The following is a 22803-nucleotide window of genomic DNA, read 5'->3' as shown; positions in this document are numbered from 1 at the left end:
GGAATACAGGGGTGAGGCCACTCATGGACATGAAGCGCGGAGTCATCAAGGCGTTTGACGCGACGAGCTACACGGCCACAGTCCAGATGGCGGGCAGCCTATCCGTCTGGCTCACCGGCCTGCCCGTGGCGCGGAACATCCCCGCCAGCGAGGTGGTCGCCGGACGGCAATGCACCGTCCTGTTCTTTAGCGACAGCAACCCGAAGGACGCGGTCGTGGCGGCGGTGTACACCTGACGCCGCGCTACCGCTCCCGCCGCTTCATCGTCCGCCCTCCGGGTCGGCGTTCTTATGTATAGCACTGGTTCCATGACTTGGTCTAATACCACGTTGAAGAATAGCTTTACTTTCCCCCTGGCGCTATGGTACAATTGCCCTGTGCAACAGACTCGTCAGCAAACGTATCCGGGGATCATCGATACCATCGGCGCGGGGTTCGGCATCGTGACCCGGCGTCTCGCGCTGCTCCTCATCCCCATCCTGGTTGACGTGGCGCTGGTGAGCGCTCCGCCACTCTCTTTCACGCCCTTGCTGGCGCAGGCGGTGGAGGGCTACAAGGCGCTCCTCCAGCAGGTGGCGGCCAACCCGGCCTCCGGCGTCTCCGCCGAGCAGCTTCAACAGATGGACGACCAGGTCCAAGAGCTCCGGGGAGCCAGTAAAAACCTGAATCTTCTGATGCTTGTCGCGTGGCGCGTGCCCAGCGCGGCGCGGATGATCGAGCCTGTCGCCGACCAGCCCGCCGTCCAGCTCAGCGACTGGGGGAGCGTGGCCGTGGCCGGCCTTGGCCTGATTCTGGGCGGCCTCGCGCTGGCCACCCTGTACCTGGGCGCGCTGGGCCAGTACGTACGGCAGGGCAGCTTCAAGCCGCTGGGGTACGCCGCGGGCCTGGGACGCCAGGGGCTGCGACTTCTCGGCTACACGCTGGTCCTGGTGGCCGCATCGGTAGCCATCGCCGTGCCGACCCTGGGCGTCATCGCCCTGTTCATGCGGTTTGTCCCGCCTCTGGGGGCCTTCGCCATAACGATGCTCGGCGCGGTGGCCCTGTGGGCCGTGTTCTATCTGTACTTTGTGGACGGCGCTATTTTCGTCGCTGGCGCGGGCGTCTTTCCGGCCATACGGCAGAGCTTTCAAACGGTCCGCCGGCACTTCTGGTCCGCCCTCGGACTCATCCTGGTGAGCGTCATCATCGGCATAGGCACGGGCATCGTCTGGTCCCGTGTGGTCCCGGGGGCCTTCCCCTGGGTCCTGCTGGCCTCGGCTGGCAATGCATACATCGCAACGGGGCTTATCGCGGCCAGCTTCGTCTACTTCCGCGACCGCTCCGCGCAGCCGGAGCCGGCTTCGCAAAGTGGGAGGGTTTGAACTGATGGAAGAACGCGCGAGCGCAAGCTACACAGCCCGCGATATCCAGGTCCTGGAAGGGCTGGAGGCGGTCCGCCGGCGGCCCGGCATGTACATTGGCAGCACCGACCAGCGCGGCCTGCACCACCTGGTGTACGAGGTTGCGGACAACAGCGTGGACGAGGCCATGGCGGGCTTCTGCACGCGCGTCACCGTCGCCATCCTCACGGATGGCAAGGTGCGCGTGGCGGACGACGGCCGCGGCATCCCGGTGGACAAGCACCCCCAGACGGGACTCTCCGCGCTGGAGACCGTCATGACCATCCTGCACGCCGGAGCCAAGTTCGGCGAGGGCGGGGGGTACAAGGTGTCCGGCGGCCTCCACGGCGTGGGCGCCTCCGTGGTCAACGCCCTGTCGTCCTGGATGCGCGTGGAGGTCAGACGCAACGGCAAGCTGTACGTCCAGGAATACGCGTACGGCAAGCCCACCGGGCCGCTCAAGGAGCTGGGTCCCGCCGAGGGCACCGGCACCACCACCACCTTCCTGGCGGACAGCGGCATCTTCAAGACCATTGACTACGACTTTGATATCCTGGCGGAGCGCTTCCGCGAGGCGGCCTATCTGAACAAGGGACTGGAGATATACCTCCGGGACGAGCGCAGCGACCGTGAGACCACCTTTTACTTCGAGGGTGGCATCGTCAGCTTCGTCCGGCAGATGAACCGCGCCCAGGCCACGCTGCACTCCCGGCCTGTCTACATCTCCCGCGTTTTGGACAGCACGACCGTGGAGATCGCCCTTCAGTACAACACCGGTTTCACCGAGCAGATACTCACCTTCGCCAACTGCATCAACACGGTGGACGGCGGCACCCACCTGACGGGTTTCCGCGCCGGGCTGACCCGCTCCCTGAACGACTACGCCCGCAAGTACAAGCTGCTGAAGGACGACCTGGGAAACCTCTCCGGCGAGGATGTGCGGGAGGGGCTGGTCACCGTCATCAGCGTCAAGCTCCACGACCCCCAGTTCGAGGGGCAGACGAAGGGAAAGCTGGGCAACGCGGAGGTCAAAGGCATCGTCGAGACTTCGCTGGGGGACGGCCTCACCCAGTGGCTGGAGGAGCACCCCCAGGACGCCCGGCGCGTCATTGACAAGTGCATGACCACGGCCCGCGCCCGAGAGGCGGCGCGCAAGGCGCGCGACCTGGTCATCCGCAAAGGCGCCCTGGAGGGCGGCACGCTGCCGGGCAAGCTCGCCGACTGCTCGGAGCGCGACCCGAGCAAGTGCGAGCTGTACATCGTGGAGGGCGAGTCCGCCGGCGGCTCCGCCAAGATGGGCCGGGACCGGCGCTTCCAGGCCATCCTGCCCCTCAAGGGCAAGATACTGAACGTGCTCAAGGCCCCCGCCGACAAAATCATAGCCCACGAGGAGATCCGCGCCCTGGTCATCGCCCTGGGCGCGGGCGCGGCCCTGTCGGGCAACGACGCCAGCAGCAATGGGAACGGCAACGGCGAAGAGAGCGCCAAGAGCAGCGACTCGTTCAACCAGGCCAAGCTCCGCTACCACCGCATCATCATCATGACGGATGCGGACGTGGACGGGGCGCACATCCGCACGCTTCTCCTCACCTTCTTCTTCCGCACTATGCCTGAACTGATCAAACAGGGCTACCTGTACATCGCGCAGCCGCCCCTGTACCGCATCGCCGCGGGCAAGGAGCACCGATGGGCTTACTCGGAGCAGGAGAAGGACACGTACATGGCCGGCCTGGAGAAGGGCAAGGAAAGCAGACGGAACGTGACCATCCAGCGGTACAAGGGCCTGGGCGAGATGAACCCTGACCAGCTCTGGGAGACCACCATGAACCCGGAAAAGCGCACCATGCTCCTGGTGAACTGGGACATGGCCCGCGAGGCGGACATCGCCAAGACGTTCCAGGACCTCATGGGCGAGGATGTGGCCCAGCGCAAGCTGTTCATCGAGGAGCGCGCCAAGCAGGTCAAGCACTTGGACGTGTAGCGCGGGGGTAACGTTACGACAGGAGGGGCCGTCGGTTTACGGCCCCTTTTCTTTTTCGGCCTCGGAGCGTTTCCGACGCACATCCACGCCGTCCGCAGGGAACCGCTCGTCAAACGAGTACACCACCCTGTCCCGGGAAGAGCACGCGGCTGCCCAGACCATCGCGTCCGCGACCGCGACTCTGCCCGACGGCAGGCAAAAAGCGAGACCGCGCAGCACCTCTTCCTTGCCAGCGCCCACCGTCGCGATGTTGTTCCGACTTACAAGCCCGATGAGCGCCTCAATGGCCTCCTCGCGCGGAACGCGATAGAACGACCTCATCACGTACGCGACCTCCGCCACGACGACGTCCGTAAGAAAAAGCCGCTCGCCGCTGTCTATGATCCGGGCCGCCTCGCCCGCGAGATCGGGCGGAGCGCCGGAGAAATAGCGGATAACCACGCTCGTGTCCAAAAAGCCGCTCACTGGTTGTCGTCCTGTTGAAGCGTGGCTCCAGCGGCGGCTTCAGCCCACGCCCGCTCACGCAGCTTCTCCCACTCCTCGCCCCGCGGGATATCCTTTGTGACGTACTTGGCCAGCGCCCCCGCGAGCGAGCGGCCATGCTCCGGCGGCAGGAAGATAATCTCCACGCGGTCGCTCACCACGCGCTCCAGCGCCAGCCAGCCCGGCTTGATGCCGAGCTTTTCGCGAATCTCTTTGCTGATGACGACCTGTCCCTTTGTTCCCACCACGGGCATGGTATAACTCCTGTTCCTGTGTTACATGTTATCATAAAGAGTCATACTGCACAGCGCAAGTTGTACTTCGTGTGGCTCACATGGCTGCTGGCCTGCTCCAGCCCCACTTACGGTATAATGGCCCGCATGCGACCCGGCAGAGCCAACGGCCAACCCCTTCTCCTCGTCTTCGCGCACCCGGACGATGAGAGCTTCGGCGTCGGCGGCGCCGCCGCTCTGTACGCTGCCGCAGGGACGCCCGTGCACCTCGTCTGCGCCACGAAGGGCGAGCGCGGCACGAAGGACTCCGCGCTCACCGGCCAGAAGCTCGGCGCCATCCGCGAGGGCGAGCTGCGCAGGGCTTGCGCCGCCCTGGGCGTCAAGAATATCTCGTTCCTGGGCTACATGGACGGCGATCTGGACAAGGCAGACCCCAATGATCTCGCGGAGAAATTAGCCGCGGTCATTCGCAGGGTGCGGCCCTACGCCGTCGTGACCTTCGGCCCGGACGGCGTGACGCGCCACCCGGACCACGTGGCCGTGGGCCGCGCGGCGACCGCCGCGTTCCACCGGGTCCGACGCCGGGAGGGCTATCGCTACCCGCGTCGGCTCTACTACGTGGCGCTGCCGGAGAGTCGGCGCAGGGCCTTCCGTTCCGGCGACTCCCTCATGTACACCCCGGACGACCAGATCACGGCTGCCGTGGATATCTCCCGATTCCTTGATGTAAAGCTGAAGGCCATCGCCTGCCACAAGAGCCAGGAGGACGCCCGGTCGTTCCTTGCCCATGCGAAAGAGTGGAAGGCGAGCGGGGACCTGACGCAGGAGTGCTTCGTGCGGGCCTGGCCGAGAGGCAAGCGCAGGGACACGACTCTGCTGTCGCCCTCGTCATCCTCTACCTAGTCGCCCGCCTCGTTTTCCTGCCACCTGGGGCGCGGTACAGACCGTGCTCGCGGATGTACTCCTCCACGCCGTCCGGCGCCCAGTAGCGAATGCTCTGGCCGCGCGCGACCCGCCGGCGCAACTCCGACGCGCTGACGCCGACGAGCGGCCTGTCGAGCAGGGTTACCCTGCGTGACGCCCCCGGCGCCACCTCTCTGTCCAGAAACGCAAGGTCGTGGTCGCCGTATTCCGGTCGGCGGACGACTACCAGGCGGCACATCCGCACCAGGCGGGCCGGGTCATGCCAGCGCGGCAGATCGAGGAGCGCGTCGTAGCCCATGATGAAGTACAGCGTCCCCCGTGGCCCCGCCTGGATGCGCAGGTCGGCGAGCGTGTCGACCGTGTAGGAAGGGCCGGGCCTGTCCACATCCACGGTCGAGAGCTCGAAGAAGGGGTTCGAGGCGATGGCGAGGCGGACCATCGCCAGACGGTGGCGGGCGGCCGACACGCGGCGGGCGGGCTTCAGCCAGGGCCGGCCGGCTGGTACGAAGAGCACCCTGGCCAGGCCCAGACGCACCCGCGCCTCCTCCGCGATGATGAGGTGGCCGATGTGCACCGGGTCGAAGGTGCCGCCCAGCACGCCGACCTTCATGTTACAGCCACCATCGCAGCGTGACCTCGCCCAGCCGGACGGCCGCGCCCGGCGTCGCGCCTGCTCTCTCCAGGGCCTTGACCACGCCCATGCGCCGGAACTGCTCCCAGAGCTGCCCCAGCACCTGCGGGTGATGCGTGTCCGAGCGCGCGGCGAGCCGCTCCGCCCTGGAGTGCCACACGATGAAGGCGCCGTCCTGTTGCACCACCTGCGGGACTTCGCGCGTGCGTGGCGGAATGAGCGCCTGGCGGCGGACGAGAGGCGCCGCGGGAGGAGCCTTTGGAAGACTGTCCAGGTAACGCGCGGCGGCTGTTATCAACTCCGCCACGCCCTCATGGGTGGCGGCGGACACGAACAACAGGGGCTGATAGCGCCGCAGCCAGACCCGCAGGCGCGGGATCCGCTCGCGGACGTGCGGCAGGTCAATCTTGTTGACCACGACCAACTGGCGCCTCTCGCCCAGATCCTTGTTGAACAGCGCCATCTCACGGTTCACGGCCGCGACGTCGCGGGCCGGATGTGGCGACTCTCCATCCACGATATGGACCAGAAGGCGCGTCCTCTCGATGTGCCGCAGAAAGTCATGTCCCAGGCCCTTGCCCTCGTGCGCCCCCTCAATCAGGCCGGGGATGTCCGCCATGACCAGCGTCCGCCAACCAACGTTTGCGACGCCCAGGTTCGGCTCCAGCGTCGTGAACGGATAGTTCGCTATCTTGGGCCGCGCCGCGGACGCCGCCGCCAGCAGAGACGACTTCCCGACATTGGGAAAGCCTATGATGCCCACATCAGCCAATAGCTTAAGCTCGAGAACGTACGTGCCGCTTTCGCCTCGTTCTCCCGCCTCCGCTATCCTCGGCACGTGGTCTCTAGTTGTAGAGAAGTGGGCGTTGCCGCGTCCCCCATCTCCCCCTCGCGCCAGCAGAACAGCATGGCCAGGCTGGGCCAGGTCCACGACCATCTCCGGCTCCCCTCCAGGCCGCACTCTGTAAACCACTGTTCCTACAGGCACACTAATCGTGAGGTCTTTGCCATTCTTCCCGTGCATGTCCCGGCCTAGTCCAGGTCCACCCTCGCTCGCTTCACACTGACGCTTATGCTGGAACACACCCAGAGTGTTGAACCCGGGGTCGGCCAGCAGAAAGACATGCCCACCTCTTCCTCCATCGCCCCCGTCCGGTCCTCCCCTCGGCACAGCCTTCTCATGCCTCAGGCTGATAGCTCCGTCACCCCCATCCCCCGCGTGTACATAAATTTCAACGCTATCAAGCATAAGTACCTTTGAAGCCTCAGACAGATTTTGGTGCTCTAGACGTAGTATATAGTAAGCAGGAAATATGGGGAGGACGTAGGGCCGCAAGGCAGGGACAGTGGGTGGAGGGTGAGGTGAAGGGCAGCGATAAGCGGTGGGGAAACATGGGAGTCCATGAGATTTTTCATAACTCCACGCCAGTTATCCACAGCGACGACGAGCTATCCCCAGGAAACAGCCAGTTATCCACAGGTCAAGTGGACGGGGCGGGTGAGGGAGCGCCAGAGGACTAGCCCGAGGCTTTGAGGCGGGGCTCAGCCAGAGATGTGCGTATCTCCAGCACGTCGCTCCGCATGCGGGGATTCGTGTTGATCTGGCTGGCGATTTTCTCCCAGCCGTACATGATCGTGGTGTGGTCACGGTCGCCCAGCAGCCGGCCCACCTCCACGAAGGACCGGGCCACATCCTCCTTCAGGAGGTACATGGCCACATGCCGCGCGGCGGCGGTGCGCTTGTCGCGGCGCTTGCCGCGGAGGGCTTCGGCCTCCATGCCGAAGTAGGCCGCGACGGCCTGAATGACCGCCTCTGGTGTCGCAGGCCGGGACCTGTCCATTGTCAGGTCCGCCAGGGCCTGGCTGGCCGTCTCCAGGTTAAGCGGCAGGCGGGACAGGCGCACGTAGGCGACCACCCGATTGAGGGCGCCCTCCAGGTCACGGATGTTCCGCTGCATCCGGCGCGCCAGCAGGTCCAGGATGTCCGGAGGGATGACCTCCTTCATGTGCTCCGCCTTGGCCTTAAGGATAGCCAGGCGCGTCTCGTAGTCGGGCGGATAGATCTCGGCCGCGAGGCCCCAGACCAGGCGCGACGTCAGACGGTCCTCCAGCAGGCTCAGGTCCCGAGGATGGCGGTCGCTGGTGACGACGATCTGGCAACCGGCGTTGTGCAGGTCGTTAAAGATGTGGAAAAAGACCTCCTGGGTCTTCTCCTTGCCGACGAAGAACTGAATGTCGTCCACCAGCAGCACGTCCACCGTGCGGTACTTCTGGCGGAAGTCCTCGTCCGCGTGCTCCTTGACGGCGGTCACGAAGTCGTTGACAAAGCGTTCGCTGCTCACGTAGAGCACCTTGCGGCCAAGGGACAGCGCATGGTGCCCGATGGCGTGCTGCAGGTGCGTCTTGCCCAGGCCGACACCGGAGTACATGAACAGCGGATTGTAGGCCTCGCCGGGGCGCTCGGCTACACTCAGCGACGCCGCGTGGGCCACGCGGTTCGAGTCGCCCACCACAAAAGAGGCGAACGTGAGCCGGGGGTTCAGGCGGCCCAGCCGCGACGCGGCGGACGTGGGCACAGGCGGGCGCGCGTCAGCCGCCGTCTCGCTGGACGGGGCCGGGACGCTGTGTCCATCGGCGTCCGCGTTCCGATGGACCTGGAAGGACACGCGAACAGATGACTTCAGGACGCGGGAGAGAGTCCTCTCTATTACTACGGACATGCGCTTGGAGAGCCACTCAGCCGCGAAGGGAGTGGGCACCCCCACGACGAACTGGCCATCCGCCGCGGATACGCCGACTGTGTCCCTGAGCCAGGTCTCGTAGTTGGGACGCGTTACTTGCAGTTGCAACTCCCCTAGCGCCGCTTCCCAGATCTCGCGGGCAGGCTTGCTGGTCATGGTGCATCCTCCGGACAATACCTCCGGTAAAAAAACCGGAAAAGACAGACGAATACTCGGGTCGAGGGGTAGGGATACGCATAAGTCCTTAGCTGGTCCGCCTTCGGTGACGGAGCTTCACCCCGTCCCGTCCGCCCCTGCCGCCTGAGGCGCGGCATGGTGGCGGCGGGCAAACTGTTCCAACAATAACGGCTTTGACCACGGTTGGTCAAGGGTCGGATGTTCCAAAAAGAGGCCAGTTTTTTAGGACTTTACTCCTATCTATATGTGTAGCTGCTTGCTTTGTGCGTGTAGTTGGCCTATAATCGGCTCGAATGGTGGCCCGGGGAGCGCGGACCCCGCCACCGCGCCCGGCGAGCGTTCGGGCGGCAAAGGCGGAACCCGCGCCACGGAGAAGAAGGTAGGCTATGGCGGGCGCACGGCGACACTCCGCGGGAGGCTCTCACGGCGGACGCGAGGGCGGCCCCAGCCTTCTTCAACTCGTCCTCTCCGTCGCCCTCATGGTCTTCGGCGGGATATTCTTCGTCCTGAACATGGGCCTCTTCGGCGGCGACATCACAGAGATTCTCTCCCGCGCCACGCGTCTCTGGCCCCTTCTTCTGGTGCTCATTGGCGTCATCCTTCTTCTGGCCAAGGGGTCCCGCTGGTGGATAGGGATTGCGATAGGGCTGTCGGTGGTCCTGGCCGTGGTGGCCGTCAGCACGCTGTCGCAGGGGCGGCTTCCGGTCACGGCCGCGGACTCCCGCACGGTGCGCCTTGAGAAAAGCCTGGGGTCCCTGAGGGAGAGCGAGGTGCGCCTGAACTTCTCCGCCGGCGACCTTGCGCTGGAAAGCCTGCCCTCCTACTCCACGCTTCTGGCGGAGGGACAGCTCTCCTACCGTCAGGGCGGCAAGGAGCCGACGAATGAGTTCCGCGAGACCGACAGCAAGGGGTACCTGCAGATTGCGTCGCCGGATAGCAAACGGTCTTTCCTGGCGAGCGGCAAGGACGACTCATGGACGCTCGGCCTGACCTCGCGCATCCCGCTGGACCTGATCATTCAGGGCGGGGCCATAAGCGGACGCCTCTCGCTGACCGACATGAAGCTGCGCAGCCTGCGCGTGGAAGTGGAAGCCAGCAAGCTCGACGTGCGCCTCCCCCAGGAGGCGGGACGCACCGCCATCACCATCAAGGCGGGCGCCACGTCCAGCATCAACCTGGACATCCCGAAGAACGTGGAGGCGCGGATCAAGGCCAACCTGGGCCTCGCATCCCTCAGCATCGACGGGGACCGATTCCAGAAGCGGGACGGCTTCTACATCTCCAGCAAATTCGACTCGGCGCAGAACCGGCTGGACCTGGACCTGGACGCCGGGACCTCGTCCGTCACCATCCGCTAGGGACTTGACCTCCGACAGAGGGCGGACCGCACCCATGCGCGTTGTATTCATGGGGACGCCTGAGTTCGCCGTCCCCTCCCTGGGGAAGCTGCTGGAGGCGGGCTTCGACATCGCCGGCGTGTACACCCAGCCGGACAAGCCGGCGGGCCGCGGACGCCAGCTCACCCCTTCGCCCGTCAAGGCGCTGGCTGTTGCAAGGGGCCTGCCCGTCTTCCAGCCGCCCACGCTGCGCAAGCCACCCGCGCCGGAGGAGCTTGCAGCCCTGCGGCCTGAGGCCATCGTCGTGGTGGCGTACGGCAAGCTGCTGCCGCCGGATGTGCTCCGCATCCCGCCGCTGGGCTGCGTGAACGTCCACCCATCCCTTCTGCCGCGCCAGCGTGGGCCGTCGCCCATCGCGGGGGCCATTCTGGCCGGAGAGACGGAGACGGGCGTGACCATCATGCTCCTGGACGAGGGCATGGACACCGGCCCCATGCTGGCCCAGGTCCGCACGTCCCTGGGGCCGGAGGAGACGGCGGGCCAGTTGGGCGAGCGCCTGGCGCGGCTGGGCGCCGACATGCTGCCCGGCGTGCTCGCGCAGTTGAAGCAGGGCTGGCTGACGCCGCAGCCCCAGGACAACGCCCTCGCGACCGTGACCCGGCTCGTCGAGAAAGAGGAAGGCGAGCTTGACTGGCGGCTGCCCGCGGAGGAGCTGGCCCGGCGCGTGCGGGCCTATGACCCGTGGCCGGGCACGTTCACCCGCTGGCAGGGCAAGGCGCTCAAGGTGTTGCAGGTCGTGGCCCTCCCTGGGCCGGACAGCGCCGCGCCGGGGACGGTGGTCGCGCTTGAGGGCGCGGCGATGCCCGTGGGCGTTGCGACCGGCCGGGGCGTGCTCGGCCTGCGGCGCGTGCAGCTTGAGGGGCGCAAGGCGATGATGGCGCAGGAGTTCCTGCAGGGCGCGCGCGGCTTCGTCGGCGCGGTCCTGCCCCTTCCGGAGCGCAAGGACAGCGTCGGCGCGGGCTGACCGCTCCGCCGTGCGGAGTACTCCCAAAAATCAGTGCAGGAGGCGCATCCGTGTTCACGACAAGGGTGACACAACTGTTCGGCATCCAGCACCCCATCATCTGCGGCGGAATGCAGTGGGTATCCCGCGCGGAGCTTGTCGCCGCCGTCGCCAACGCCGGGGCCATCGGGTTCCTGACCGCCCTGACGCACGATACGCCGGAGGCTCTCCGCGACGAAATCCGCAAGACGAGGTCGCTCACCGACAAGCCCATCGGTGTCAATATCACGCTCCTGCCCACCGCGAGGCCGGTGCCCATTGACGCGTTCTTCGACGTGGTCCTCGAGGAAGGCGTGGACGCCATCGAGACGTCCGGGCGCATCACCGAGGCGCAGGTCGCCCGCATCAAGCAGGGGAAGGCGAAGCACGTGCACAAGGTGGCCCGCGTGCGCGACGCCGTCACGGCCCAGCGCATGGGCGTGGACGCCGTGTCCATCGTCGGGTTCGAGTGCGGCGGCCACCCCAGCATGGAGCAGATCGGCACGGTCGTCCTCGGCCCGCGGACGGTGGACGCGGTCAGCATCCCCGTCATCGTGGGCGGCGGCTTCGGCGACGGGCGCGGCCTGGCGATGGCCCTCGCCATGGGCGCGGAAGGCGTGCTCATGGGGACGCGGTTCATGGCGACCAGGGAGTCGCTCGTCCACACGAACATCAAGGAGTGGATGGTCCAGGCGAAGGAGACGGACACCGCCTTCATTCAGGCATCCATCCGGAATCCCTCGCGGGTCATGCGGAACAAGCGGGCGGAGCAGGTGATGGAGATGGAGGCGAAGGGCGCTACCCTGGAGCAGCTCCTGCCGCTGATCAGCGGACTGCACGGGCGCAAGGCGCTGACCGAAGGGGAGATTGACGCGGGCACCGTGTCGTGCGGGCAGGGGGTCGGGCTCACCCACGATATCCCCACGGTGCGGGAGCTGGTTGACCGGATTGTCGGCGACGCCGAGCGCGTCATCCGGCGCATGGGCGCTACGGTGCGCTGAACGGCCCGGGTCCGGCGGCTGCGGCGCAGGGGGTCGCGGGGGGAGTAGAGGCGGAAAAACCAGTCGGGTTAGATTCACTTACGATTAGCTCAAGGGAGATCAGCGGCTTTAGTGACAACCTTGTAATCCACCTTCAGCGCGTCCCTGAAATGCCGCTCCCCGCAAGTGATCTTTCGCAGTTCATCTGGGCGAAGTGCTGTTTTCCAGTTCTCAGCCTTGGTCTCTCGGACGAGATAGAGCAACGACTTCCCCGTCGGCTGGCCGTGTTCGTCTCGTTCCTCCATGACAATGGCCCAGTCCGGGTTGTATTCACCTACGGGAGTAGGCACTGTGAACCAGGACGGCAATTTGAGGTACAGTTTCACATCATCGCGCTTCTCCATATCCTCAACAAACTGCTTCTCGATCTCAGACTCCCAAACCACCTGGTCATAAAGCGACGCACCGTCGCTCCCGTCAGGTCTTTGACTTGGCACCAGGTACTCTTCATAGCTCGGGATATCGGCGAGTTGCGTCATTTCATACCATTCGTTGATCTTCTCGTACTGGATGCCGTTGACCAGGTGATCGGCGAGCTTGCGTTTGATAATGCCTACGGCAACCAGGGCGAATTCATGGGGGTTGTCCAGCGCAGCTTGCTTATTCTTGGCTCTGCGGAAGACCTCTAAAAGGGTACGGCGCGTCAGGCGCATTGGCGGCGTGGTGCGCTCCATCAAGTTTTCCATGATGGCAACCAAGTTCGGCAGAGGATAGCGGCCTGCGAGGTCTAACACGTTCTTGGCCCCGCTCATTTGCATGGCTTCAAAGGTTCCCTCTGCCCCTACCTGTACCTGTGCTTTGGTAATGGCGATGTGCGGTTTGCGTATCTCGGCCCTGTCCAGTTCCTCGACAACCTCGGCAAGCAACTTTTCGGTGTCTATGGTCACAGCATAGCGGGTCTTGTGCTTAATCCGCTCCCACAGTTCCTTAAACTCAGGCTTCAGCGTGTACGCTTTGCGTAGCCGCGCCACGCCCCGCTTGCGGGCGTTGGGAGGTGGTGGCGGTGCGCCGTCAACGCCATATTCTTCCTGGATTTCTGTTTGCAATCGTTCCACGTAGCTCTGGTAACTCTGGTTTGCCACAACGGTTAGGATGTTCACGCGTTCGTCATGCACACGGTCGCCGGAGCGGTTCACCGCCAGCCGCATCCCCCGTCCCACTTCCTGGCGCTTCTTCACCTCAGATGCCGTCTGATTCAGGGTGCAAATCTGGAAAACATTCGGGTTGTCCCATCCTTCCCGCAACGCAGAGTGGGAGAAAATGAAGCACGTTGGCTCTTCAAAGGCAAGCAGACGCTCTTTGTCCTTCATGATCAGGTTGTAGGCTTCTCTGTCTTTCTCCGCCTCGCCGGTCTTGCTGTCTTCAAAGATGACTTCTCCCGTCTTGGTGCGCCGTTGCGCGAAATAAGCCGCCTGCACCTTCTCAGGGTCAATGCCCTTCCAGTAGGGATACTTCTCTTGGAGTTCGTTGAAGCACTTGTAAAACAACCGACGAATGACGCCGTCCACTTGGGCGTAGTTGTCTACGCGGTCAATGAAAAACAGCGACAGCACCTTGATGCCTGCCTCCTTGAGTCGCTGCTGTTTTTGGAAGTGCTCCTGAATGGTGAAACGTATCTGCGCCTCAAAAATTGCCTCTTTGTCAGCGCCCTGTGCTTCGCCCTTGCGAAGCTCAACACCGTTGCTGAAGCGCACAAAGCCGCCCGCCAGACTGATTTCGTCTACAGTGAAATCGGCATATTCGGAGCGGTTGGCTTTCCCCTCCAGGTTATCACCCGGCCTGACCACCACCACCTGCTCCTTGACGCTGCTATCCTTCATCAATTTGTGAACGGCCAACCGAGCCGTGAGTGTCTTTTTCTCGCTTCGGATGTCGTCCAGCCGGAGGAACGGGAGGTTGGCGTTGTCTTTCTCCTCCACACCCACCACCTCAATCCGCTTGACCAGCCCTTGCCGATATGCCTCAAAGGGCGTCAGGCGATAGACAAGGTTGTAGGGGTTGCGGGGTGTCGCGCTATAGCGCAGGGCAAAGAGCGGATCAAGAGCGGCCAGGGCTTTGACCCGCAGTTCGCTTTCCATGTTCTGCGGTTCATCCAGGATCAGGATGGGACGGGCCGCCTGCACCAAGTGAATGGGCGTTTCCCCTTGGAGGCGGTCCGTGGTCTGACGTATAACATTGGAGGCCTTGTTGAAAGAGTCAATGGTCATCACCATGATCTCTATGCCGTCGGAGAGCGCGAACTGCCGCACCAAGGAAAGGTTCTCAGAATCATAAATGTAGTAGCGATAGGGCGGGTTGCCATACAGTTCCTTCAGGTGCTTCTCCGTTATCGCAAGGGTCTTGAGCACGCCCTCTCGGATGGCGACGGATGGCACAACCACAATGAACTTTCTCAGGCCATACCGCCCATTAAGGTCTAGGACGGTGCGCAAGTAGACATAGGTTTTCCCCGTGCCAGTCTCCATCTCAATGGAGAAGTTGGGAAAGCGCACGGCTTTTGGCCCTGCTGCCGTCTCAATGGTCTCTTCTATACATTGCAGGGCGGGGTCTTGCGCCACGCCATTCTGCTCTTGTACGGATTGCAGGTTTGCTAGAAGCGCCCCCTCATCCAAATCCAAGCGGTTGGCGACCGCGGCAAAGCTTGCACTTGACGCAAAGGTAAGGCTCGCCTCATTGCGGGGCTGGCCTTCAAAAAGGCCGGTTACCGCCGCAATAGCGTTGATTTGGAACTCTTGGTTGGCGTCAAACTTGAATTCCATGCTTGTCCCTAAATGGTCTTGAGGCGGCATTGCAGCGCGAGATTGGCCGCAGCCTTGTCGTCCAAGGCCTTGTCGCGGCAAATGAACAGGCGATCCGCCGTCAAGTCCAACGCCTTCAGTGTCGCAGGTTGGAGCGCGTCGTCAAGGCAGATGTGGAACCACTGTCCCTTGTCGGGGTCAGCCACGCGATAGACAGTGTTACCCTTGATGCCGTGTACTTGTTCCATCTCGCAGTTCAGCCCATAGCCCTCTTTGATAGCCACCTCGTACAGCACGTTCTCCGCTGTCCATCCCTCTACCAGGGGATCGGCGTACAGGGCTATCTGGTCGCCGTAGGCTTGTGGCGTGCTTTCGGACACACCTGCCCAAGAGCGATAGTTAGAGGTCGCCAGCTTGAACACCCTGAACCCCAAGTCGTAGGGCGTCTCGCGCTCGGTCAGCAATTTACCTTCATTTCCCTTTTGCATCTTGGCGATAACCCGACGGATGCGCTCTTTGCCAATGTCAGCGATAGTTGGGTAATCCGTGCGACCTGTAGGCTCGGGAAGCTGGACAAGGATGAACTTGCGGTCCCCTCCATCCTGTTTGTTAAGATCAAGGACAGCGTGGGCAGTAGTGCCAGACCCCGCAAAAAAGTCCAGAACTATCGAGTCATCTTCAGCCCCCATTGTCACTATGTCCTTAAGAAGGGCGACCGGCTTGGGATAGGGCATCGCGTCGCTCCCGATCAGCGCCTTCACCTCTTGCGTTCCGTCCTGGGTGTTCAACTCTTTGGCGTCCCAGATCGTCTTAAACTTGCGCGTCCTTTCTTTGCCCTCCCTTTCGCGGTAGTCACGGACGAAGATGTCGTATTCACCACGGCGCTTGACCAGTCTGGCCTCCAAGAGCGAGATGTCACTTTCAGCCTTTTGGTGCCCCCACATCCAACGGCCATTCTGTCCAGTGGATTTCCTGGGCCATACCTCCACCTGGAAGTCTCCGTCTTTGGTCAATGAGACCTTCAGCGATTGTGGGTTCACATAGATTGGGAAGAACATATCTGGTCGATCTTCCCTACGCGAGGCCGATCCGCGCTGTCTAAGGCCCAGCAGTCGATATTTTTTCCGTCGGCGTCGGTCAAATCAAATTCACCCGCTTGGGCCTCGGAGAGCTCAGCCCCAGCGAGAACGCATTCTTCGGCATTGCGCGCCCAAATCAGGACATAGTCATGAACTGTTGCCAGAAAAGGATCGGATTGCCTTCCCCTGGGATTGCTCTGAACAATGACTTGGGACACGAAGTTTTCCTCTCCAAAAACCTCATTCATCACCAAACGCAGGTTGTGAACCTCGTGGTCATCGATGCTTACAAATATCACGCCGTCTTCACGTAAAAGCTGGCGCGCGAGGAACAGTCGGGGGTACATCATGGAAAGCCACGCAGAGTGGTAGCGGCCACTGGTTTCGGGGTTGCTGGTCAAGAGGTTGCCATTGCCGTCCTTTTGGCCCGTGAGCTTCAGGTAGGTGTCAAGAGGGTCGGTGTAGTTATCGCGGTAGATAAAGTCATGGCCCGTATTGTAAGGGGGGTCAATGTAAATCATCTTCACACGGCCGTAGTAAGGCTTGTAGAGGAGTTTTAGCACCTCCAGGTTTTCGCCCTCAATGAAGATGTTGCCCGTTTCCTGAAAGTTGACTGATTCGTTGGGAGCAGGCACCAGAGTCGCGCGGCTGGGCGTCTGGAGCATTTGGATGGCGTCGCGCTTGCCGGCCCACGTGAAGGAGTACCGTTCTGGTCGCTCATCTACCGCCTCTCCAAGAACGGCCCGGAGCTTGTCGAAGTCAACCTTGCCCTCGCTGACGGCCTCTGGGAACGCGTCCCTAAGCTTCTCGATCTGTTCGGCGGCGATGTTCGCCGACTCCCGCGCCACCGGATTCGCCTTTCGCTTATGCCCAGACACGGATATACCTCACAGGTGATTTTCGCGTAACCATGTAGCGCCCGCCCTCTTGCGACGCTGCGCTCCCTACGCCGTCACTATACCCCGCGCCTGCGGCGTGTCAAGGGGAGCGAGGGGGATGGCCCGCGCCTACCGGAACAGGCTGAGCACGAGGTCCGTCTCCTCCGCGCTCAGCGGCGACAGCGCGGATGCCTCTATGTCATACCGGCGGAAGCCGGTATCCAGGGAAGCGCCGGGGTACGCTGGATTCCGGCATACGCCGGAATGACGGTAAGAGGACGGGACGCTCGTCTATCACGCTCAGCGGGGCCAGCGTCCGCACCCGTCTCGCGCCGCGCGCGGGTGTCATCCGCGGGCGGAAAGCCGTAGAATACACGAAGGCCCCCGCGTCCCCATGAGCACAAGCAGGGAGGGAACAGCTTGCAACGCATCGCCATCACGCAGCCGCGCACGGAGGACCTGCCTCGCAGCGAGGCCGTCGAGTTCGTCCGGCGCATTGACGAGCTGGGGTACGAAGCCCTGTGGGTGCCGGAGTCGTGGGGCCGCGACGCCTTCGTCACCCTCGCGCTGCTCGCCTGCAACACGAAGCGGCTGCATCTGGGCACGGGCATCGTGAACGTCTTCTCCCGCACGCCGGGGGCCATCGCCCAGGCGGCGGCCACGCTGGACGAGCTATCAGGGGGACGCTTCCTCCTGGGGCTGGGCACCAGCGGCCAGCGGGTCATTGAGAACTGGCACGGCGTGCCCTATGAGAAGCCCATCCAGCGCACCCGCGAGTACATTGACATCGTCCGGCTGGCCCTCTCCGGCGAGCGGGTGAACTACGATGGACAGATATTCCACCTGAAGGACTTCCGGCTGCCGTTCAAGCCGCCGCGCGCCCGCATTCCCATCTACGTGGCGAGCCTGGGGCCGCTGAACACGAAGATGGCGGGGGAGAAGGCCGACGGCTGGATGCCGACGTACTTCTCCCGCACGCGCGGCGATGTGCAGCTTAAGGTGCTGGAGGAGGGGGCGAAGGCGGCGGGCCGCTCCCTCGCGGAGATCGAGGTGGCGCCGTACCTCATAAGCTGCGTCTCCGACGACGACGCGGCGACGGCGCGGGCGCTGGCGCGGGCGCACGTCGCGTACTACGTGGGCGGCATGGGCGTCTACTACAACAACCTCATGCAGCGCTACGGCTACGTGGAGGAGGCGGCCCGCATCAAGGAGCTGTGGGAGAAGGGCGACCGGAAGGGGGCCGCCGCCGCGCTGCCCGACGTCATGCTGGACGACGTGAGCCTGGCGGGGTCGCCAGGCCAGGTCCATGAAAAGCTGGAGGAGTACCGCGCCCGGGGCGTCACCCTGCCCATCATCGCGCTGGCGCACGGCGTCCCGCGCGATATGATCCGCACGACGATAGAGACGTTCGCGCCCCGGAAGGCGGGGGGCTGACGCCCCCAGGGCAATCGCGTCTAGTCCCTTCTCACGTACTCATGGACATGGCAAACCGCAAAGGGCTCGTCCCCTCGTCGCTCCGGCGAAAGCCGGAGCCCAGGAACACAAGCTCACCCGAGACGGGCGACACTGGATTCCGGCCCCGTATCGGGTACGGGGCAAGCTCTGCGCCGGAATGACGGTGGCGGACCTCCTTCGGACAGCGGGTTTGAGGAGTCCAGAGGGGCACAGCCCCTTTGTCGGGGGTCTGGGGGAATCCCCCAGATTGTTTTTCCCCCTCTCCTACAGGAGAGGGGGCTAGGGGGTGAGGTATCTGCGCCGCCAGAGGGGATGTATCCCCAGGTTGACACTCCAATACGCGCCGGGCTAGAATAAGCGCGCCTCACCGTCCGGCGAAATCCTTACTCCAAGGAGGTGGACGTCATGGCTACCCGCGCTTTCATCCTCATCGAGACGGCCGTGGGCAAGACCCGCGACGTGGTGACATCCCTGCGCCAGGTCAAGGGCATGAAGACCGTGGAGGCGGTGACCGGCCCCTATGACGTGGTGGCGGTCATCGAGGCCGCCGACCTCAACTCCGTGGGGGAGACGGTGACGCAGAAGGTGCACACGGTTCCCGGCATCGTTCGCACCATCACCTGCCTGGTCGTGCCCATCCCCTAGTCCAGTCCTCTTGAGGCGTCCCGGCACGGAAACTACGGGGTTTCCGTGCCGCGCCGCGCCAGAAAAAAGAGAGCATCAATGGAATTCAGCTTCACCAACGAGGAGCAGACCTTCCGGGAGGACCTGCGCGCCTTCCTTCGGAACGAGTTGCCGCGCGGCTGGACCGGCGGCAGGGAGGACTGGGACAACGATGTCTTCCCCGTGGCCCAGCAGATGCGGAAGAAGCTGGCCGCGCGCGGCTGGCTCACCATGGGCTGGCCCCGAGAGTACAGCGGCATGGGCGCGGGCCCCGTCGCCCAGGCCATTTTCGGCGAGGAGATGCTCTACCACCGCGCGCCCGGCCGCGACCAGTTCGGCCTGCGCATGCTCGGCCCCACCCTCATGCTCTTCGGCACGGAGGAGCAGAAGAGGGAGCACCTGCCGCGCATCGCAAAAGGAGAGCGACTGTGGTGCCAGGGCTACAGCGAGCCGGGCGCCGGCTCCGACCTCGCCTCGCTGCAGACGCGCGCCACGCGGGACGGCGACGACTACGTCGTCAGCGGCTCCAAGACGTGGACCACCGGCGCCCATCGCGCCGACTGGATGTTCCTGCTGGCCCGCACCGACCCCGCCGCGCCAAAGCACAAGGGCATCACCTTCCTGCTGATGGACATGCGGTCGCCGGGAGTGTCCGTGCGACCGCTCGTCAACATGGTGGGCGACCACGCCTTCAACCAGGTCTTCTTCGACGACGTGCGCGTGCCGTGCACGAACGTCGTCGGCGAGACAAACCGGGGCTGGTACGTCGCTATGGCGCTGCTGAGCTTCGAGCGGTCCGGCGTGGAGCACGTGGGCGCGGCGCGTCGGCTCCTGGACGACATCACGCGGGCGGCGCGGGAGACGCTGCGCGACGGCAGGCCGCTCACCGCCGACCCCATCGTTCGGCACAAGCTGGCGGAGCGGGCCGTGGAGACGCAGGTGGCGCGCGCCCTGGCCTATCGCGTCGCGTGGCTCCAGTCGAAGGGCCAGGTGCCCGCGTACGAAAGCTCCGTGTCCAAGGTCTTCGGCACTGAGCTGAACCAGAGGATCGCCAACACGGGGATGCAGGTGCTGGGCCTGCACGCGCAACTGGAGAAGGGGTCCCCGCGCGCGGTGCTGGACGGTGTCCTGCGGTCGTACTACCTGTACACGGTCGCGCCCACCCTCTACGCCGGCTCGTCCGAGGTGCAGCGCAACATCATCGCGGACAAGGGCCTGGGCCTGCCGCGCGCGTAGGCCCCGCGGGGTCTGGCGCAGCGAGCACGGCGGGGGCCTGGGGGTATCCCAGTCTTGCACAAAAAGCGCCTGCGGAGCCACTGTCACCCTGAACCCTTCGGCTTCGCTCAGGACAGGCTCCGTGAAGGGTCTAGGTAAGCTCAAGACAGAGGTAGATTCTTCGCTGCGCTCAGATGACATCATGAGCAAAGCCGGTTGAGGGAGATGAGCGTATGGACCTGAGCCTGACGGAAGAGCAGGAGATGCTCAAAAAGATGGCCCGCGACTTCCTGGACAGGGAAGCGCCCAAGTCCTACGTGCGGGCCATGGAAGAAGACGAGAGGGGCTTCACCCCGGAGACGTGGGAGAAGATCGCGGGACTGGGCTGGCTGGGGCTGGCCCTGCCCGAAAAGTACGGCGGCAGCGGCGGCGGCTTCCTCGACCTCTGCGTCCTGCTGGAGGAGATGGGGCGGGCGCTCCTGCCGGGGCCGTTCTTCTCCACAGTGCTGCTCGGCGCCTGCACCCTGCTGGAGGCGGGCTCGGAGGAGCAGAAGAAGGAGATACTGCCGCGCGTCGCCCGGGGCGAGCGCATCATGACGCTGGCCCTCACCGAGCCGAGCGCCACCTGGGAGGCGAAGGGCGTCCATCTCAAGGCGAAGGCGAAGGGCGCGGACTACATCCTGGACGGTACCAAGCTCTTCGTGCCGGACGCGCACGTGGCCGACGACATCATCGTGGTCGCGCGGACGGGCCGGAGCGCGAAGCCGGAGAACGGCGTCTCCCTGTTCCTGGTGAGCGGCAAGGCGCCGGGGATCACGCACACCGTGCTGAAGACCATCGCGTCCGACAAGCAGTGCGAGGTCGTCTTCGACGGCGTCGCGGTGCCCGCCCGGAGCCTGGTGGGCGTGCTGAACAAGGGCTGGCCCGTGGTGGAGAAGACCCTGCAGCGGGCGGCGGTGGCCAAGTGCGCGGAGATGGTGGGCGGCGCGCAGCGCGTGCTGGAGATGACGGTGGAGTACGCCAAGCAGCGGGTGCAGTTCGGGCGGCCCATCGGCAGCTTCCAGGCCATCCAGCACTATTGCGCCAACATGGTGACCGACGTGGACGGGGCGCGCTTCGTGACGTACGAGGCCGCGTGGCGCCTCCAAGAGGGGCTGCCCTGCGCCAAGGAGGTCTCCATGGCCAAGGCATGGACGAGCGAGGCCTATCGGCGGGTGACAGCGCTGGGGCACCAGATACACGGCGGCATCGGCTTCACGAAGGAGCACGACATGCAGCTCTACTTCCGGCGGGCCAAGGCCGCGGAGCTGGCCTACGGCGACGCCGACTTCCACCGTGAGCGCGTCGCCCAGCAGATGGGGCTGTAGGGGGGCGCTGCCCTCACCCCCTCGGTCCCCCGCTCCCTCAGGGAGCGGGGGAAGGGAAAAGGGGTTTGGGGGTGTCCCCCCAACCCCCGCCAGAGGGGAACACCCCTTCTGGACTCCCCCGCGCGGAGAACAAGCGAAGCCGTGGTCGTCCCGCGGTACAAGGGCCTGGTGGAAGCAATGCCATAGCAATGGTGACACCCTCCTGAGCAGGGAGAGGGGCTTACTGTCTGAAGCCGGATACCGCACAGGTATTTAAGGGGGTGCAGGGCCGCCTTGCGGCCCGCCGGAGGGCCTGGGAGGTGTCCTCCCAGAATCTCGTTTAAACTCCTCTTCTCCTTGAGGAGAAGGGGCCGGGGGATAAGGTGACAGACACCATGCCCGACTGCCTCTTCTGCAAGATCGTCAGCGGCCAGATCAAGAGCGAGCGTGTCCTGGAGGACGAGCGCGGCATCGCCATCCGCGACATCAACCCCAAGGCGCCCACGCACGTCCTGGTCATCCCCCGCGAGCACATCCCGACCATCGCAGAGATGACACCGGCGCAGGAAGCGCTTGTGGGACACCTGATGGCGCTGGCGAACGCGGTGGCGCGGCGCGAGGGCATCGCGGGGGCGGGCTACCGACTCGTGGTCAACAGCGGGCCGGACAGCGGCATGGAGGTCTCCCACCTGCACGTCCACGTCCTGGGCGGCCACCGCCTCGGCCGGATGGGGTAGGAAGGTTGAGCGAGCAGGACTTTGTTCAGCGCGTACTCAGGGCATACAACCGTGCCCACGGGGTCGCCTTTGCAGTCACAGGAAAGGCGGAGGCAGTATATCCAAACCTGCTTGGGCAGGGGAATTGGGATTGGGTGTGCAGGGACTCACAGTCGCGTGAACTGGCGATTGAAGTCAAGCAGCTTACTCTCAGCGCGGAAGAAAAGGCACAAGTGGCTGTCTCTGGATTGAGTGAAGACCTTCAGCCAAGGCTTGTTGACAAGCTTCCAGGGTTCTTCAATTTTTCATGGGACGTACCCGATGGCGGTCAACTCAGATTCAGGCAGCACGAACGACACGATCTGTTGAACTTGCTCGAGGAAACTGCGCTAAGACTCTGCGCAGAAGCAGCACAAGCGACTTGTGACATACAGGAGTCCTTGAAGCAAGGCGACCCACTCGCTCGATTCATGCCGGTGGGCACCGTGTTGACGGCGTATAAGATCGATCCATCTTTACTTCACCCCAAGCCAATATACAAAGGCGCCATATTCGTTGATTCGTCGCGCGCGTGGACAGCGGATACCGAGAGACTTAGTAGTGATAAACGCTCAGAACTGGTCAGACATGTGAAGAAGGCGAACTGTCAACTCAAACTTGCCAGGCAAACTAGAAACATGCACCAGACCATTATGGTTAGGTGATTGAGTACGGTCTGGCACCAGGAGTAGGATGGTGCCATGGA

21 protein-coding genes are annotated in these 22803 nt (G+C 64.0%); 13 read left to right on the top strand and 8 right to left on the bottom strand.

Annotation, left to right across the window (positions count from 1 at the left end; all coding sequences use genetic code 11):
• Positions 1 to 23: 23 nt before the first annotated feature.
• From Q7T26_12505 to gyrB, 3 genes are all read left to right on the top strand, one after another.
• Complete coding sequence (locus tag Q7T26_12505) at positions 24 to 236, top strand: hypothetical protein (GenBank protein ID MDO8532962.1); 213 nt, start codon at positions 24 to 26, stop codon at positions 234 to 236.
• Between the two features lie 141 nt (positions 237 to 377).
• Positions 378 to 1361, top strand: coding sequence for a hypothetical protein (locus Q7T26_12500; protein ID MDO8532961.1), 984 nt, complete (start codon positions 378 to 380; stop codon positions 1359 to 1361).
• Between the two features lie 4 nt (positions 1362 to 1365).
• On the top strand, positions 1366 to 3360 hold the full coding sequence (gene gyrB / locus Q7T26_12495; GenBank protein ID MDO8532960.1) for a DNA topoisomerase (ATP-hydrolyzing) subunit B: 1995 nt from the start codon (positions 1366 to 1368) through the stop codon (positions 3358 to 3360).
• 36 nt (positions 3361 to 3396) lie between these two features.
• Here gyrB and Q7T26_12490 read toward each other — a convergent pair whose 3' ends face one another.
• Together Q7T26_12490 and Q7T26_12485 are read right to left on the bottom strand one after the other, a co-directional pair.
• Entirely contained in the window at positions 3397 to 3825 is a 429-nt protein-coding gene (locus Q7T26_12490) for a PIN domain-containing protein (protein ID MDO8532959.1), read from the bottom strand.
• Positions 3822 to 4097 (bottom strand): AbrB/MazE/SpoVT family DNA-binding domain-containing protein, encoded by a 276-nt coding sequence (locus Q7T26_12485; GenBank protein MDO8532958.1) that lies wholly within the window; start codon positions 4095 to 4097, stop codon positions 3822 to 3824. The genes Q7T26_12490 and Q7T26_12485 overlap by 4 nt, the downstream gene beginning before the upstream one ends.
• Positions 4098 to 4223: 126 nt before the next feature.
• Here Q7T26_12485 and Q7T26_12480 point away from each other — a divergent pair, with 126 nt between their 5' ends.
• Entirely contained in the window at positions 4224 to 4979 is a 756-nt protein-coding gene (locus Q7T26_12480; GenBank protein ID MDO8532957.1) for a PIG-L deacetylase family protein, read from the top strand.
• On the opposite strand, the gene nadD is transcribed toward Q7T26_12480, so the two are convergent.
• The 3 genes from nadD to dnaA form a co-directional block, all read right to left on the bottom strand.
• Entirely contained in the window at positions 4972 to 5610 is a 639-nt protein-coding gene (nadD, locus tag Q7T26_12475; protein ID MDO8532956.1) for a nicotinate-nucleotide adenylyltransferase, read from the bottom strand. The genes Q7T26_12480 and nadD overlap by 8 nt on opposite strands.
• 1 nt (position 5611) lies before the next feature.
• Entirely contained in the window at positions 5612 to 6880 is a 1269-nt protein-coding gene (obgE, locus tag Q7T26_12470; GenBank protein ID MDO8532955.1) for a GTPase ObgE, read from the bottom strand.
• Between the two features lie 268 nt (positions 6881 to 7148).
• Positions 7149 to 8528, bottom strand: a complete 1380-nt coding sequence (dnaA, locus tag Q7T26_12465) for a chromosomal replication initiator protein DnaA (protein MDO8532954.1) — start codon at positions 8526 to 8528, stop codon at positions 7149 to 7151.
• Positions 8529 to 8935: 407 nt separating this feature from the next.
• On the opposite strand from dnaA, the gene Q7T26_12460 reads away from it, so the two are divergent.
• The 3 genes from Q7T26_12460 to Q7T26_12450 are packed head-to-tail and all read left to right on the top strand — an operon-like array spanning position 8936 to position 11929.
• Positions 8936 to 9907, top strand: coding sequence for a toast rack family protein (locus Q7T26_12460; GenBank protein MDO8532953.1), 972 nt, complete (start codon positions 8936 to 8938; stop codon positions 9905 to 9907).
• A 34-nt stretch (positions 9908 to 9941) separates the two neighbouring features.
• A complete protein-coding gene (fmt, locus tag Q7T26_12455; GenBank protein ID MDO8532952.1) occupies positions 9942 to 10910 on the top strand; it encodes a methionyl-tRNA formyltransferase in 969 nt (322 codons plus the stop codon).
• A 50-nt stretch (positions 10911 to 10960) separates the two neighbouring features.
• Positions 10961 to 11929, top strand: coding sequence for a nitronate monooxygenase (locus Q7T26_12450; GenBank protein MDO8532951.1), 969 nt, complete (start codon positions 10961 to 10963; stop codon positions 11927 to 11929).
• Between the two features lie 89 nt (positions 11930 to 12018).
• Here Q7T26_12450 and Q7T26_12445 read toward each other — a convergent pair whose 3' ends face one another.
• From Q7T26_12445 to Q7T26_12435, 3 genes are read right to left on the bottom strand one after another with little or no spacing between them, the layout of a single operon-like run.
• Entirely contained in the window at positions 12019 to 14727 is a 2709-nt protein-coding gene (locus Q7T26_12445) for a DEAD/DEAH box helicase family protein (protein MDO8532950.1), read from the bottom strand.
• Between the two features lie 8 nt (positions 14728 to 14735).
• Positions 14736 to 15764 carry a DNA methyltransferase gene (locus Q7T26_12440; GenBank protein ID MDO8532949.1) on the bottom strand — a complete coding sequence of 343 codons (1029 nt, stop codon included), beginning with the start codon at positions 15762 to 15764 and terminating at the stop codon, positions 14736 to 14738.
• Positions 15743 to 16663 (bottom strand): site-specific DNA-methyltransferase, encoded by a 921-nt coding sequence (locus Q7T26_12435; protein MDO8532948.1) that lies wholly within the window; start codon positions 16661 to 16663, stop codon positions 15743 to 15745. The genes Q7T26_12440 and Q7T26_12435 overlap by 22 nt, the downstream gene beginning before the upstream one ends.
• A gap of 420 nt (positions 16664 to 17083) precedes the next feature.
• Here Q7T26_12435 and Q7T26_12430 point away from each other — a divergent pair, with 420 nt between their 5' ends.
• The 6 genes from Q7T26_12430 (at position 17084) to Q7T26_12405 (ending at position 22762) form a co-directional block, all read left to right on the top strand.
• A complete protein-coding gene (locus Q7T26_12430) occupies positions 17084 to 18097 on the top strand; it encodes an LLM class flavin-dependent oxidoreductase (GenBank protein ID MDO8532947.1) in 1014 nt (337 codons plus the stop codon).
• A gap of 426 nt (positions 18098 to 18523) precedes the next feature.
• Positions 18524 to 18763, top strand: a complete 240-nt coding sequence (locus Q7T26_12425; GenBank protein MDO8532946.1) for an Lrp/AsnC ligand binding domain-containing protein — start codon at positions 18524 to 18526, stop codon at positions 18761 to 18763.
• Between the two features lie 78 nt (positions 18764 to 18841).
• On the top strand, positions 18842 to 20017 hold the full coding sequence (locus Q7T26_12420) for an acyl-CoA dehydrogenase family protein (GenBank protein MDO8532945.1): 1176 nt from the start codon (positions 18842 to 18844) through the stop codon (positions 20015 to 20017).
• 212 nt (positions 20018 to 20229) lie between these two features.
• A complete protein-coding gene (locus Q7T26_12415) occupies positions 20230 to 21363 on the top strand; it encodes an acyl-CoA dehydrogenase family protein (GenBank protein MDO8532944.1) in 1134 nt (377 codons plus the stop codon).
• Positions 21364 to 21737: 374 nt separating this feature from the next.
• Positions 21738 to 22079 carry a histidine triad nucleotide-binding protein gene (locus Q7T26_12410; GenBank protein ID MDO8532943.1) on the top strand — a complete coding sequence of 114 codons (342 nt, stop codon included), beginning with the start codon at positions 21738 to 21740 and terminating at the stop codon, positions 22077 to 22079.
• A gap of 5 nt (positions 22080 to 22084) precedes the next feature.
• Positions 22085 to 22762, top strand: coding sequence for a hypothetical protein (locus Q7T26_12405; protein MDO8532942.1), 678 nt, complete (start codon positions 22085 to 22087; stop codon positions 22760 to 22762).
• Positions 22763 to 22803 lie beyond the last annotated feature (41 nt).

Source organism: Dehalococcoidia bacterium (assembly GCA_030648205.1).
Classification (GTDB): Bacteria; Chloroflexota; Dehalococcoidia; order JAUSIH01; family JAUSIH01; genus JAUSIH01.
The sequence above is the reverse complement of the archived record's forward strand: the minus strand, read 5'-3'. Positions and strand labels throughout refer to the sequence as shown.

Coding starts and splice junctions, on each gene's coding strand:
- Q7T26_12415 (MDO8532944.1), top strand. CDS start 20,230: ATGGACCTGAGCCTGACGGAAGAGCAGGAGATGCTCAAAAAGATGGCC.
- gyrB (MDO8532960.1), top strand. CDS start 1,366: ATGGAAGAACGCGCGAGCGCAAGCTACACAGCCCGCGATATCCAGGTC.
- fmt (MDO8532952.1), top strand. CDS start 9,942: ATGCGCGTTGTATTCATGGGGACGCCTGAGTTCGCCGTCCCCTCCCTG.
- Q7T26_12420 (MDO8532945.1), top strand. CDS start 18,842: ATGGAATTCAGCTTCACCAACGAGGAGCAGACCTTCCGGGAGGACCTG.
- Q7T26_12460 (MDO8532953.1), top strand. CDS start 8,936: ATGGCGGGCGCACGGCGACACTCCGCGGGAGGCTCTCACGGCGGACGC.
- Q7T26_12480 (MDO8532957.1), top strand. CDS start 4,224: ATGCGACCCGGCAGAGCCAACGGCCAACCCCTTCTCCTCGTCTTCGCG.
- Q7T26_12425 (MDO8532946.1), top strand. CDS start 18,524: ATGGCTACCCGCGCTTTCATCCTCATCGAGACGGCCGTGGGCAAGACC.
- Q7T26_12410 (MDO8532943.1), top strand. CDS start 21,738: ATGCCCGACTGCCTCTTCTGCAAGATCGTCAGCGGCCAGATCAAGAGC.
- dnaA (MDO8532954.1), bottom strand. CDS start 8,528: ATGACCAGCAAGCCTGCCCGCGAGATCTGGGAAGCGGCGCTAGGGGAG.
- nadD (MDO8532956.1), bottom strand. CDS start 5,610: ATGAAGGTCGGCGTGCTGGGCGGCACCTTCGACCCGGTGCACATCGGC.
- Q7T26_12485 (MDO8532958.1), bottom strand. CDS start 4,097: ATGCCCGTGGTGGGAACAAAGGGACAGGTCGTCATCAGCAAAGAGATT.
- Q7T26_12505 (MDO8532962.1), top strand. CDS start 24: ATGGACATGAAGCGCGGAGTCATCAAGGCGTTTGACGCGACGAGCTAC.
- Q7T26_12440 (MDO8532949.1), bottom strand. CDS start 15,764: ATGTTCTTCCCAATCTATGTGAACCCACAATCGCTGAAGGTCTCATTG.
- Q7T26_12445 (MDO8532950.1), bottom strand. CDS start 14,727: ATGGAATTCAAGTTTGACGCCAACCAAGAGTTCCAAATCAACGCTATT.
- obgE (MDO8532955.1), bottom strand. CDS start 6,880: ATGCTTGATAGCGTTGAAATTTATGTACACGCGGGGGATGGGGGTGAC.